We start from the raw sequence: 12,425 nt of genomic DNA on the forward strand, positions 1-12,425 counted from the left end.
TCAGTTCTCCTTGTCCGCGCGGCCGCTGAGGCGTTCCACCCCGCGCAGCAGGGCGCTGTGATCGAGTCCGCCGTCGCCGTTCGCCTTGGCGGCGGCCACCAGTTGAGCGACCAAGGCGCCCAACGGAACAACGACGCCTGCTTCGCGGGCCGCGGCCGTGACGATGCCCATGTCCTTGTGGTGCAGGTCGATTCGGAACCCGGGCTGGAAGGTGCGCGAGAGCATGTTGTCCTTCTTCTGCTCGAGCACCTTCGACCCGGCCAGGCCGCCGCCGAGCACACGCAGCGCCGCCTCGGTGTCCACGCCGTACGCCTCCAGGAAGAGGACGGCCTCGGCGAGAGCCTGGATATTCGCGGCGACGATCAGCTGATTGGCCGCCTTGACGGTCTGGCCGGAGCCACTGGGGCCCACGTGCACGACGGTCTTGCCGACCACGTCGAAGATCGGTTGGGCCGCCGCGAAATCCGCCGCGTCGCCGCCGACCATGATGGACAGCGTGGCGCCGATCGCGCCCGCCTCACCGCCGGAGACCGGCGCGTCCAGCAGCCGGAAGCCGCGCTCCGCGGCCTGTTTCGCGAGTTCGACGGTGACATCGGGCCGGATGCTGGAGAAGTCGATGATCAGCGCGCCGGCCTTGGCGCTGTCGAAAACGCCCTTCTCCCCGGCGAGTACGTCTTGTACGTCGGGGGAGTCGGGCACCATCACGCAGATCACCTCGGCGCCGTCCACCGCGTCGGTGATCGAGGTGGTGGCGCGCCCGCCCGCCGCGACGAGCGGAGCGGCCTTGTTGGTGCTGTGGTCGTAGCCGGTCACCGAGTGCCCGGCCTTCGCGAGGTGGATGGCCATCGGGCTGCCCATGATGCCGAGTCCGATGAAAGCTATTGCGGTCATGCGATATCCCTGAAGTTGTTGCGTACGAATGGTTATGCGGTGGCACCGCGACGTTCGCGGGGCAGCCGGCCGAAGCTGTCGGCGGACGCGCCCGATGGCTTGTACTCGAGGCCGACCCAGCCGCGGTAGCCGCCCGCTTCCAGCGCGGCGAGTTGCTCGGCGAGCGGCAGGTCCCCGGTGCCGGGCTCGTGCCTGCCGTTGTTGTCCGCGATCTGCACGTGCGCGATGCGGGCGGTGTGCGCGGCGATCACCTTGTCCACGTCGTCGCCGTTGACGGCCAGGTGGTAGAGGTCCGCGAGCAGCGCGATATTCGGTGCGCCGGTGGCGGTTTGCACACGATCGAGCACCGCGAGCGCGTCGGCGGCTGTGCGCAGCGGGTAGCGGGTCGCACCGCTGACCGGCTCGATCAGCACGGTGCCGCCGATCCGGGCGGCCGCCGCGGCGGCCAGCGCGAGGTTCTCGGTCGCCACCGCGTCCTGCTCCTCGTCGGTGGCCTCGTCGACGCGATTTCCATAGAGCGCGTTGAACATCCGGCAGCCGAGTCGCTCGCCGATCGCGAGGGTGGCGTCGATGTTGTCGCGGAACTCCGCGGCTCTGGCCGGCCAGGACACCAGGCCGCGATCGCCGAGCGGCATGTTGCCCGCCGCGAAGTTCAAGCCGACGAGCGCCACGCCTGCGTCGGTGATCGCTCCGACGAACGCGTCGACTTCCCGGTCTGCCGGTACTGGGCTGGTGAACGGCCACCAGAACTCGACCGCGTCGAACCCGGCCGCGCGGACTGCCGCGGGCCGTTCGAGCAGGGGCAGTTCGGTGAACAGGAGTGAGCAGTTGACGGCGTAGCGCAGTGAATGACCCACGAATGCCTCCAGGTAAATTCCACTATGCGGAAAAGAACTTCTGTTATGTGGAATATGCTAGAAGTCGCGTTCCGGCCTCGTCAAGGGAAACGGGCTGCATTCGGCGGTTCTCGAGCGACTGTTCGGCATCGGTAGACTTCCGCCATACGGAAACATGGAGGTGGCCTGGTGGTGGCAACGAGCGAAGCCAAGGGACGCGGCGGCAGCGTTCAATCGATCGAGCGTGCGTTCGGCCTGCTCGAGACCATGGCCGACGAGGGCGGGATGATGGGTCTGTCCCAACTGGCGACGGCGTCGGGTCTGCCGCTGCCCACCATTCATCGGCTGGTCCGCACGCTCGTCGACCTGGGGTACCTGCGGCAGGAACCGTCTCGGCAATACGTCCTGGGCCCGAAGCTGATCAAGCTCGGCGAGAGCTCGGCGCACATGCTGAGCGTGCGGGCCCGCCCGCAGTTGGCCCGGCTCGTGGACGAACTCGGCGAATCCGCCAATATGGCGATGCTCGACGGTGATCAGATCGTGTACGTCGCGCAGGTGCCCTCGCGGCATTCGATGCGCATGTTCACCGAGGTGGGACGCCGGGTGCTGCCGCACTGCACTGCGGTCGGCAAGGCGCTGCTGGCGGGTATGGCGCCGGAGCAGACGCGAAATCTCTTGCAGCGCACCGGTATGCCGCGCTACACCGAGCACACCGTCACCGATCCGGACGAGTTCACCGCACAGCTGGCGACCGCCGCGGCGCAGGGTTACGCCATGGACGAAGGTGAACAGGAACTCGGTGTGCGCTGTGTCGCCGTCGCGGTCCCCGACGCGCCCGCACCGCTGGCCATCTCCATTTCCGGTCCGGTGGGCCGGATGTCGGAGGAACTGGTCGAGCGGGCGGTGCCGTTGCTCACCGAGGTCGGCCGGGCGCTCTCGGCCGACCTGAGCTGAATATCGGATGCCGTCCGGCGACGGTGGTTGTTAGCCTGCTTGCTTCATCTTTGCCTGTCCGCGTACGGAAACTAGGAGCCCCCGGTGGCCAACGACGATCGGCCCGCGACACCGTTCAGCGTCTTGCCGACGCGCATCGACCTGCCCGAGTCGGAGGCGGCGATCATCGAATGGTGGCGAGCCGAGGGTATTTTCGCGCGCAGTCTGGCCCGCACGGCGGACGGGCCGCGGTGGGGGTTCTATGAGGGACCGCCGACGGCCAACGGGTCGCCGGGCGTGCACCACGTCGAGGCGCGGGTGTTCAAGGATGTCTTCCCGCGGTTCAAGACCATGAAGGGCTATTCGGTGCCGCGGCAGGCGGGCTGGGATTGCCATGGGCTGCCGGTCGAGCTCGCGGTGGAGAAGGAACTGGGCCTCAACGGCAAACCGGAGATCGAGAAGTTCGGTGTCGCCGAATTCAACGCACGCTGCCGCGAGTCGGTGATGCGCCACGTCGGTGAGTTCGAGCAGTTGACCGAGCGCATGGGCTATTGGATCGATCTCGCGCATCCGTACACCACCATGTCGCCGGAGTACATCGACAGCGTGTGGTGGTCGTTGCGGCGGATCTTCGACAGCGGCCTGCTCACCGAGGACTTCCGGGTGGCGCCGTACTGCCCCCGCTGCGGTACCACCCTCTCGGATCACGAACTGGCGCAAGGCTATGAGACCGTCACCGATCCATCGGTCTATGTGCGCCTGCCACTGCTGGACCAGGTGGCAGGCGTCGACGATGTCGATCTGCTGATCTGGACAACGACGCCGTGGACGCTGCCTGCCAACACCGCGGTCGCGGTGCATCCATCGGTGACCTACCTGGTCGTGCGCACCGACGCCGGGACCTTCGTTGTCGCCGAGGCACTTTCGGAGGCGGTGCTCGGTGCCGGTGCGCAGCGGCTCGCCGAGTTGTCCGGCGCGGAGCTGGCGGGTCTGCGCTACCGGCCCGCGTTCGATCTGGTGGATATCCCGAACGCGCACCGGATCGTGCAGGCCGAGTACGTGACGACCGCGGACGGCACCGGCCTGGTCCATCAGGCCCCGGCCTTCGGCGCCGACGACCTCGTCGTCTGTCAGGCCAACGGGCTGCCGCTGGTCAATCCGATCGAATCCGACGGCCGGTTCGCCGGAGAGCTGCAGTTGATCGGCGGGATGTTCTTCAAAGATGCCGACGCGGTGTTGATCGGTGAACTGGAGCGACGGGGATTGCTGCTGCGCCGAACGGATTTCGAGCACAGCTACCCGCACTGCTGGCGCTGCCACACCCGGCTGATGTACTACGCGCAGCCGTCCTGGTACATCCGTACCACCGTGGTCCGCGAGCAGCTGCGGCGCGAGAACGAGCGGACCAACTGGTTCCCCGAGACCGTCAAGCACGGGCGCTTCGGCAACTGGCTCGACAACAACATCGACTGGGCACTCTCACGCAGTCGCTACTGGGGGACGCCACTTCCGTTGTGGCGCTGCGGCAACGGGCACGTGAGCGCCGTCGGGTCGCGTGCCGAACTCGCCGAACTGGCCGGCGCCGACGTCGCGGGCATCGATCCGCATCGCCCCTATATCGATGCGGTGACCTTCGACTGCCCGCAGTGCGCGAGCACCGCGACGCGGGTGCCGGAGGTGATCGACGCGTGGTACGACTCGGGCTCGATGCCATTCGCCGCCTTGGGATATCCGCATCTCGATGGCAGCGTCGCCGCCTTCGAACGCAACTATCCGGCCCAGTACATCTGCGAGGCCATCGATCAGACCCGCGGCTGGTTCTACACCATGATGGCGGTGGGCACGGTGGTGTTCGATCGGTCCGCCTACGAGAACGTGGTGTGCCTCGGGCACATCCTGGCCGAAGACGGCCGCAAGATGAGCAAGCATCTCGGCAACGTGCTCGCGCCGATCCCGTTGATGGACGCGCACGGCGCCGACGCACTGCGCTGGTTCATGGCGTGTTCGGGCTCGCCGTGGGCGGCGCGCCGGGTCGGCCCCGGCCCGCTCGACGAGATCACGCGGCGCCTGCTGATGACCTACTGGAGTACCGCGTCGTTCTTCGCCCTGTACGCGAGCAATGCGGCCTGGCAACCGGATTCGGCACGTCCGGTCACCGAACGGCACGTGCTGGACCGGTGGATCCTCGGTGAGCTGCATGCGCTCACGGCCGCGGTCGATGCCCGCCTCGATGCATACGACACCGCCGGCGCCGGTCGACTGCTCGCGGAATTCATCGACGCACTGTCGAATTGGTACGTGCGCCGCTCGCGGCAGCGATTCTGGGACGGTGAGCAGGACGCGCTGGCCACCCTGTTCGAATGCCTCGAGGTCGGCACCCGACTGCTGGCTCCCTTCATCCCGTTCCTCACCGAGCGGGTGTGGCAGGACGTGGTGCGGCCCGGTCTGCCGTCCGCGCCGGATTCAGTGCACCTCGCCGAATGGCCCGGTGCCGACCAGACTCTGATCGATCCGGCGCTGGCCGAGCAGGTGCGCACCGCACAGGCACTGACGGAGGCGGGCCGGGCCGCGCGGAAGGCGAGCAAAGTGCGGGTGCGCCAGCCGCTGGCGCGAGCGTTCGTCGGATTGCCGCCGGGCACCGAGCTGCCGCCCGAGTTGCTCGACGACGTGGCCGACGAACTCAACGTCAAGAGTCTCGAGCCCCTGCGGTCCGCGGCGGCGGTGCTCGACATCGCGGTGAAGGCGAACTTCCGGGCGCTGGGCAAGCGTTTCGGCAAGCAGACCCAGGCGGTCGCCGACGTGATCCACCGCGCCGACCCCGCCGAACTGGTCGCGCGGCTGCGTGACGAGGGCACCGTGGCAGTGGATTTCGACGGCACACCGATCACCTTGACGGCCGAGGATGTGCTGGTCTCCGAATTGCCGCGCAGCGGTTGGGTGGTCGAGGCCCAGCGTGGTGTCACCATCGCGCTGGACACCGCCATCACGCCGGAACTCGCGGCGGAGGGGTGTGCCCGGGACGTGCTGCGTGCCGTCCAGAATGCCCGCCGCGCGGCGGGATTGGCGGTGTCGGACCGCATCGTGCTCACCGTCGCGGCGAACGCCGACGTAGTGGACGTGGTGCGGCGCCACGAAGGCTTCATCGCGGGGGAGGCGCTCGCTACCAGCGTGGTCTACGCGGATTCGGTCGAGGACGGTTTCGCCGCAACGGTGGGCGATGCCGTCGAGCTCGTGGTGCGAGTCGTGCGAGCCTGAGGCGGTGCCGCGGTGGGCCACGAAACCCGCGCGGCCCCAGCAGCATTCCCCTCGATCGCTGCTGGGGCCCGCGCGAACTCCCGTTCGGCGTCGGCGGTCTCACCCAACTCCAGGCACGCCAACCCGATGATGTAGGAGCACGCGTCGGCGCGTGTCCGCTCGCCCGTGCGCTCATAAAGCTCTCGGGCACAGCGGTATTCGTCGCGGGCCAGGCGGGCCGCACCGATCGCCAGCGCCGCCGCACCGCAGGATTCGCGGCACTCGGCGGCCTCGGCTACCCGGTCGACGGCGAGGTAACGTCGCGCCGCGCGCCGCAGCACGATCATCGCCTCTGGGTGCTGCGCGGTGGCCGCGAGCGCGCCGCCGAGGATGGCGTCACATTCGGCCTGTTGCACACGTCCGCCGAAGCGTTCGAGTCCGACGGCGGCGCGCCGCAGGTAGGGGAGTACGCGCTCGGGCTGTTCGAGCAGAGCGAACCCGCGGCCCGCCATTTCGGCGCATTCGACGGAGAATTCGGTGTGCGGCCCGTCGGCGAGCAGGTCCGCGGCCTGTGCGTAGGCCGCCGTCGCCTGCTCGATTTGTTCGGATTCCGCGTGTGCGGCGCCGATACCGTAGTGGCACTCGGCGATTCGCTCGCGGTGGTCGGTGTTATCGAGGCGCCCGGCGCCGTCGGCCCGTGCAGTGTCGTCGGCCTGCGCGGTGCCCTCGCATTCGGCCAGTGCGGCGGTGAACGCGTCGATCGCGGCGGCGGCGTTTCCGTTCTCCAGGAGTGTCAGGCCGTCCAGGAAAAGGCGGCTCGGCCAAGGCGATTCGGGCGGTGGCGGCGTCATAGCTGCTCGGTGGCGCCGGGGAGCGCGCAGGCTGTCCAGCAATCAGGTGCCGGGCTGTTCTCGCGCTGCATGGCGGTGTCTTTCTCGTCGCTTCGACCGAGTTCGGCCGCTAGCGGGAACGATACGGAGCCGCGGTGGCGGGCACTATCGGCCGAACAGATGAATCCGCCCGTGCCGCCGACAGATCCGGTGCTCGAGCTATCCGTAGGGGCGCACCACATCGGCGTTGCCGTGCCGACGGCACCAGCTGACGATGTATCGCATGTGCAGCCCGCACCAGCGGGCGACCGCGGGCAGTGTCATCGCCACGAGCGGATCGTGTTCGGCTCGTTCCCGAATGATCGGTCCCAGATAGTGATTGGTGACCTTGTTGGCGGTGTTGAGGCCGACCCCGGCGGCGTCGGCGAGCGAGGTGAGGTCGACCGCGCCGCCCGCGGCGATCGCGCCCGCGAGGCGGGCCGCGGTGTTGCCGCGCTTGCCCTCGAACAGTTCGCACAGCGGGCGCGGGAGGCTCGTCGGGCCCGGCGGTGGCGGGCGGCGACCGAGCGCGGCCGTGCGGATCGCGGCGAGCAGCGGCTCGACCCCGGCCGACTTCTGGCACACCGCAGCCACTTCCGGGCGCCTGCGCGCCTCTTCGAGGTGCTCGCGCTCCATGCTGTGCCCTTGGGCGGCCAGGATCACCGGCGCGACCCGGTCGGCCGTGTGCATCATGCTGAGCACGTCGAGACCGTCGAAAGAGAGTTCGTCGGCCAGGTCGGGGCGGTTCCACACCAGGTCGGTGAGCACCACATCGAAGCGGACGTTGTCCATGATGTGGCGCCGGACATCGTCCTTGTCGACCGCGACCGCGACGGTCGCGCGGGGGAACACCGACGCGAAAGCCGATGCCACCACCCGCCCCAACGGCGAGGCCACCAGGATGCGGTTGTCCGAACCGCTCGGCGACCCGCCCCGCGTACGCCCGGCCCTGAGCCCGCGCGAAACCCAGGTGCTGCTGGTCTGGTTGCACCGCGACTCCAAAGCCGCCACCGCCCGCACCCTCTCCCTCTCGGTAGCCACGGTCACCACCCACCTCGCCCGCATCCGAGCCAAATACGCCGCCGCCGCCCGCCCCGCCCCCACCAAAGCCGCCCTCTTCGCCCGCGCCATCCAAGACAACCTCGTCACCCTCGACGATTGGTGACCCCCAGCCGAATCGGCTTCGCTCAGTCGCGGTAGGGCTCGCGGAGCGTGGTGGGTGTCGCGGCGACCTCGAGCACGTTTGTCGGAAAGTCAGGCATGTAACGCGCTGACGGTCCTCTCGTCCAATCGGAGCCCGGCGACGTAATCGTCGAGCATCGCCCATACGTTCCCGGAACGAATCCAGCGAGCGTGCACGGTCTGAGCCTGTTGGTGATAGGCAGTCAAGTTGAACCGAATCCATTCGGAGACATCCTGGTTCGGTCGATAGGCACCGCCTCGGCGGCCGAGCGCCTGGTGGTACTCCCAGGTGTTTCCAGGTCGGCCCAGCCACGCCTCGATGGACGAAAACTCCGGTGCGAGAACACCTTCCCTGGCGATCATCAGTGTTTGCAGGGATCTGGACATACGTCCGTTGCCGTCGGCCCATGGGTGGACGGACGCTAGTTGCAGGTGCGCCATCGCCGCACGCACCAATGGATGTGAGCCGTCGTCGGCGTTGAGCCAATCGACGAGTTCTGTCATCAAGGCCGGAACAGTGTCGACATCAGGTCCGGTGTAGGCGGCGATGCTCGGGTCGCGGGCATCTGTCACGTATACGGGGCCGTGCCGCCATCGGCCTGCCGGGCGTCGGTCACTGTGCCGGTGTCCCTGCAACATCCAATGCAGCGCATTGAGAAACCCCTTGCTGTAAGCAAAGTCGTCCGCCGAGTGCAGTGACTGTATGTAGGTCATCATCTGCTGTTTCAAATAGAAACCAGTTTCCAGATGGAAACCTGTGCAGGTATGGTTGATCGATGCAAGACGCTCAGACCCCACAACAGGCATTAGATATCGCGGCCGCCGCGACCAGGCACGCCCATGCGGCTGCCGCGGTGCCCAGGTGGGGACCTGTTACGGCTGGTGTACTCACGGCGCTGACCATGCTGCTGATCGAGACGGTGATCGAGGACAATCTGTCACTGGTGGTCAGAGCGACACTGGTGGTCGCCGGAATCGCCGTCATCGGTGCGGATTTCAAAGTTCTGTGGTGGATGCGGGATCTTCGGCGTGCACGCGGGGTCATTCCGCGTGAGCCATCGCCGTGGAAGGACGAGGCTGTCTGGTGGCTGGCGCTCGTCATCGTGCCTTGCCTGGTCTGGGTGAACTCCGAGTATCGATTGTGGCCGCGGCTGCTGACCAGTCTGATTCTGGGCGGATGGATTTGGTATGTGGCGGCACGCCCGTCGTGGAAGTCTCGATTGCGGTCCGCGCCATGGAAGAACTGAATGAGCTGTTCGCGTCTGTGCCACGCCTCAAGCTCGTGGCATTCCTCGACGGTTGCGCCGAGGCCGAATTCCTCGTCATCGCCGAGATGTGCGATCTCAACAAATCCACCCTGTCCAAAGCGATGACCACACTCGAGGGCGCCGGCTACCTCGACGTCACCAAGGGCTACGTCGGCCGCAAACCCAGAACCTGGCTGGCCCTGAACCCCAAGGGCCGCACCGCCTACCACGCTCATCTGGCCGCCCTGGCCGCCCTCACCCGCAAAGCTGGACAGACTGCGTCTGAACCATGATGCTCATGCCGTTGGGCGCCCGGCCGGCAGGCTCGGACCTGCGCGGCGGCGCATGCATGCTCGTGGCGATTCGAGTGTATTCGGCTGTGCTGTCGCTGATTCCGATCGGCGGCGCGGTTGGTGTTCAGGTGGGGTTGTTCGTTTGGTTCGGGGTGATGCCGAGGAGTTGGCGAGCGTTGCGGGTGGTGAGTTGGCGCCAGGCAGGATCGGTTTCGGTCCAGCTGGTGTCGAGTGTGGTGAGGGCGTGCAGGACTTGAGGGTGGCGGGTCCAGACGTAGTCGCTGCCGTAGAGCAGGTGTGTGGGTGTGCTGATGGAGGACAGGGCGGTGATCTGGGGTGCGGTGGGGGTGCCTGCCAAGTCGTAGTAGAAGCGGTGCAGCTGTTCGGAAACCGAAGGGCCGTGGGTGTCCTCGGCCAGGGCGCGGAACAGTTCCAGCCGGTCGGTCAAGAGTGGCAGCACGCCCCCGGCGTGGGGGACGATCAGACGTAGCTGGGGGTAGCGGTGCGCGGCTCCACTGAGGATGAAGTCGATGACGGTGCGGGCCGTGTCGAACAGGAACTCGACCATGGGCCGGGGGCGGCCGAGCGCGAGTGCTTCGTGCCCCGCGCAGCTGGTGGGATGCAGAAACACGACGGCGGCGCGGCGCTCTAGTTCGGCGAGGACCGGGGCCACCTTCGGGTCGCCGAGGTAGTGCCCGGCGGCGTTGGTCATCCAGATCACTCCGTCGGCGCCGTCGGCGAAGGAGTGGTCGATCTCGTCGAGTGCGCCGTCGACATCGGGTAGTGGCAGCGAGGCGAAGTAGCCGAATCGGTCCGGGTGTGCTCGTTTGATCTGGGCGGCGGCCTGGTTCACCTGGCGTGCCAGTTGCCGGGCGGCGGCAGCATCGCCGAAGTACACCCCGGGTGAGGAGATCGACAGGAGTGCGCGGTCGATTCCGGCGTCGGTCATCAAAGCGAGGTGATCCTCGACGGTCCAGTGCGGACTACTCGAACGCCACAACGGCCGCGGCAAATCGATCCTGCACCGGGCCACCGTCACCGGCACCGCGCTGCTCGCCGATTGCGATCGGGCGATCGCACGGACCATGCGCGCCAGTCTGTCCGGCCTCGACGACGACGAGATCCACACCCTGCGTGACCTTCTCGGCCGCTTCGCCTGAACGCCGGCTATGCACGCCGAAGTGCACCGACCGGCTCGCTCTAACGCACTCTCATGCCGCCACCGGTCGCGTGTTCAGCGGGTGGGTTGGGGTTGGGGATCGGTCCAGATGGGGGTGCGGGACTCGTGGACGGTGCCGTCGGAGCGGAAGAGGAGGAAGCGGTCGAATCCGCGGGCGAACCAGCGGTCGTGGGTGACCGTGATGACGGTGCCGGAGAAGTCGGCGATGCCTTGCTCCAGGGCTTCGGCGGAGTGCAGGTCGAGGTTGTCGGTGGGTTCGTCGAGCAGCAGCATGGTGGCGCCGGACAGTTCGAGCAGCAGGATCTGCAGCCGCGCCTGCTGGCCACCGGACAGGTCGTCGAAGCGTTGCTCGGCGGCCCGGACCAGACCGTAGCGGTCGAGCACCCGGCCGGCGGCCTCGCGGCCCATCCCGTCGCGCTGGGCATCGCCGGTGTGCAGGATGTCGAGCAGGGTGCGCCCGGCCAGGTCCGGCCGGGCGTGGGTCTGCGCGAAATAGCCGGGCCGGACCCTGGCGCCGAGCGCTGCGACCCCGGTGTGCGCGACCGGCGCGAGGTCGAGCTCGCTGATCGGACGATGCTCCAGATCGGGATCGGTCCCGCCGGTCGCGAGCAGCCGCAGGAAGTGTGATTTGCCGGAGCCGTTGGCGCCGAGCACCGCGACGCGGTCGCCGTACCAGATCTCGGCGTCGAACGGCCGCATCAATCCGGTGAGTTCCAGCCCCGCGCACACCAGGGCGCGCTTGCCCGTCCGACCGCCGCGTAGACGCACGGATACGTTCTGCCGCAACGGAATAGCTTCCGGCGGCCCGGCCGCCTCGAACTTCGCCAACCGAGTCTGCGCCGCGTGGTAGCGGGCCGCGACACCGTCGTTGTATTTCGCCTTCTCCCACAACCGCAGCACCAGCGCGCGCAACTTCGCGTGGTCTTCGTCCCAGCGCCTGCGTAGTTCCGCCAGCCGCGCCGTACGGTCCTCGCGCGCTTGGTCATAGCTGGCGAAGCCGCCGCCGTGTATCCACGCGCTCGCCCCGTTGACCCCGGGTTCGAGGGTGACGATGCGGGTGGCCGCGTTCGCGATGAGCTCGCGGTCGTGGCTGATGAACAGCACGGATTTCGCCGAGGCGGCGATCGTGCGTTCCAACCACTGCTTGCCGGGCACGTCGAGATAGTTGTCCGGCTCGTCGAGCAGCAGGACCTCGTCCGGACCCGCGAACAACGCTTCCAGCACAAGGCGCTTCTGCTGGCCGCCGCTCAGCGTGCGCACCGCCCGCCACTTGGCGCGGTCGAAACCGATGCCGAGCGCGGTCATGGTCACGTTGTCCCAGAACGCCTCGATCTCGTAGCCGCCGACGTCGCCCCACCCGGTCAACGCGTGCGCGTACGCCAATTGCGTTGCCTCGTTGTCGGTTTCGATCAACGTGTCCTCGGCGGTGTCCAGCGCCCGCGCGGCGTCGCGCACCGCGGGGGCGGCGACCGAGAGGAGCAGGTCGCGTACCGTTGATTCGTCCTCGATCTGCCCGATGAACTGTCGCATGACGCCGAGCGATCCCGACCGCGTCACCGCGCCTTCGTCGGCCACGAGATCGCCGGCGATGATCCGCACCAGTGTCGTCTTGCCGGTGCCGTTCGGCCCGATCAGCGCGGCCTTCGCGCCCGCACCGATGCGAAAGTTCACCCCGTCCAGCAGCTGTCGTCCGTCCGGGAGGAAATAGTCGACATCGGATACGTCTACGTGGCCCACGGGTCCAGGCAACCCGTTGCGCC

Annotated in this window: 13 protein-coding genes; 5 read left to right on the forward strand and 8 right to left on the reverse strand. The window is 67.9% G+C overall.

Annotated elements, in window-relative coordinates; all coding sequences use genetic code 11:
* Entirely contained in the window at positions 1–891 is an 891-nt protein-coding gene (locus F5X71_RS10430) for a 2-hydroxy-3-oxopropionate reductase (RefSeq protein WP_167461756.1), read from the reverse strand.
* A gap of 32 nt (positions 892–923) precedes the next feature.
* Positions 924–1,748: a hydroxypyruvate isomerase family protein gene (locus F5X71_RS10435; protein WP_167461757.1), complete on the reverse strand. Its 825-nt coding sequence runs from the start codon at positions 1,746–1,748 to the stop codon at positions 924–926.
* 168 nt (positions 1,749–1,916) lie between these two features.
* On the opposite strand from F5X71_RS10435, the gene F5X71_RS10440 reads away from it, so the two are divergent.
* Together F5X71_RS10440 and ileS are read left to right on the forward strand one after the other, a co-directional pair.
* A complete protein-coding gene (locus tag F5X71_RS10440; protein ID WP_203218280.1) occupies positions 1,917–2,681 on the forward strand; it encodes an IclR family transcriptional regulator in 765 nt (254 codons plus the stop codon).
* Between the two features lie 84 nt (positions 2,682–2,765).
* On the forward strand, positions 2,766–5,915 hold the full coding sequence (gene ileS / locus F5X71_RS10445) for an isoleucine--tRNA ligase (RefSeq protein WP_167461758.1): 3,150 nt from the start codon (positions 2,766–2,768) through the stop codon (positions 5,913–5,915).
* On the opposite strand, the gene F5X71_RS10450 is transcribed toward ileS, so the two are convergent.
* The gene (locus tag F5X71_RS10450) at positions 5,834–6,745 is read right to left on the reverse strand and encodes a hypothetical protein (protein ID WP_167461759.1); all 912 of its coding nucleotides are present in this window, start codon (positions 6,743–6,745) and stop codon (positions 5,834–5,836) included. The two genes, ileS and F5X71_RS10450, sit on opposite strands and share 82 nt — an antisense overlap.
* Before the next feature lie 198 nt (positions 6,746–6,943).
* On the reverse strand, positions 6,944–7,636 hold the full coding sequence (locus F5X71_RS10455; RefSeq protein ID WP_238815824.1) for a response regulator: 693 nt from the start codon (positions 7,634–7,636) through the stop codon (positions 6,944–6,946).
* Between the two features lie 28 nt (positions 7,637–7,664).
* Here F5X71_RS10455 and F5X71_RS10460 point away from each other — a divergent pair, with 28 nt between their 5' ends.
* The gene (locus F5X71_RS10460) at positions 7,665–7,928 is read left to right on the forward strand and encodes a LuxR C-terminal-related transcriptional regulator (RefSeq protein WP_167461760.1); all 264 of its coding nucleotides are present in this window, start codon (positions 7,665–7,667) and stop codon (positions 7,926–7,928) included.
* 89 nt (positions 7,929–8,017) lie between these two features.
* Here the strand turns inward: F5X71_RS10460 and F5X71_RS10465 are convergent, their stop codons facing one another.
* Complete coding sequence (locus F5X71_RS10465) at positions 8,018–8,743, reverse strand: Fic family protein (RefSeq protein WP_238815825.1); 726 nt, start codon at positions 8,741–8,743, stop codon at positions 8,018–8,020.
* 104 nt (positions 8,744–8,847) lie between these two features.
* Here F5X71_RS10465 and F5X71_RS10470 point away from each other — a divergent pair, with 104 nt between their 5' ends.
* Both F5X71_RS10470 and F5X71_RS10475 read left to right on the forward strand, forming a co-directional pair.
* Positions 8,848–9,192, forward strand: a complete 345-nt coding sequence (locus tag F5X71_RS10470) for a hypothetical protein (RefSeq protein ID WP_167461762.1) — start codon at positions 8,848–8,850, stop codon at positions 9,190–9,192.
* The gene (locus F5X71_RS10475; protein WP_167461763.1) at positions 9,180–9,485 is read left to right on the forward strand and encodes a transcriptional regulator; all 306 of its coding nucleotides are present in this window, start codon (positions 9,180–9,182) and stop codon (positions 9,483–9,485) included. Before F5X71_RS10470 ends, F5X71_RS10475 begins: the two co-directional genes overlap by 13 nt.
* 124 nt (positions 9,486–9,609) lie before the next feature.
* On the opposite strand, the gene F5X71_RS10480 is transcribed toward F5X71_RS10475, so the two are convergent.
* The 3 genes from F5X71_RS10480 to F5X71_RS10485 are packed head-to-tail and all read right to left on the reverse strand — an operon-like array spanning position 9,610 to position 12,402.
* Positions 9,610–10,530 carry an amidohydrolase family protein gene (locus F5X71_RS10480; protein ID WP_275106799.1) on the reverse strand — a complete coding sequence of 307 codons (921 nt, stop codon included), beginning with the start codon at positions 10,528–10,530 and terminating at the stop codon, positions 9,610–9,612.
* A complete protein-coding gene (locus tag F5X71_RS36895) occupies positions 10,469–10,672 on the reverse strand; it encodes a hypothetical protein (RefSeq protein ID WP_238815827.1) in 204 nt (67 codons plus the stop codon). The genes F5X71_RS10480 and F5X71_RS36895 overlap by 62 nt, the downstream gene beginning before the upstream one ends.
* Before the next feature lie 47 nt (positions 10,673–10,719).
* Positions 10,720–12,402 (reverse strand): ABC-F family ATP-binding cassette domain-containing protein, encoded by a 1,683-nt coding sequence (locus F5X71_RS10485; protein ID WP_167461765.1) that lies wholly within the window; start codon positions 12,400–12,402, stop codon positions 10,720–10,722.
* Positions 12,403–12,425: the final 23 nt, after the last annotated feature.

It is taken from the genome of Nocardia brasiliensis (assembly GCF_011801125.1).
In the GTDB taxonomy this organism is placed as follows: Bacteria; Actinomycetota; Actinomycetes; order Mycobacteriales; family Mycobacteriaceae; genus Nocardia; species Nocardia brasiliensis_C.

Bases quoted from the DNA above. Each gene is read 5' to 3' on its own strand.
- F5X71_RS10430 (WP_167461756.1), bottom strand. From the start codon at position 891: ATGACCGCAATAGCTTTCATCGGACTCGGCATCATGGGCAGCCCGATG.
- F5X71_RS10450 (WP_167461759.1), bottom strand. From the start codon at position 6,745: ATGACGCCGCCACCGCCCGAATCGCCTTGGCCGAGCCGCCTTTTCCTG.
- F5X71_RS10460 (WP_167461760.1), top strand. From the start codon at position 7,665: ATGCGGTTGTCCGAACCGCTCGGCGACCCGCCCCGCGTACGCCCGGCC.
- F5X71_RS10470 (WP_167461762.1), top strand. From the start codon at position 8,848: ATGCTGCTGATCGAGACGGTGATCGAGGACAATCTGTCACTGGTGGTC.
- F5X71_RS10475 (WP_167461763.1), top strand. From the start codon at position 9,180: ATGGAAGAACTGAATGAGCTGTTCGCGTCTGTGCCACGCCTCAAGCTC.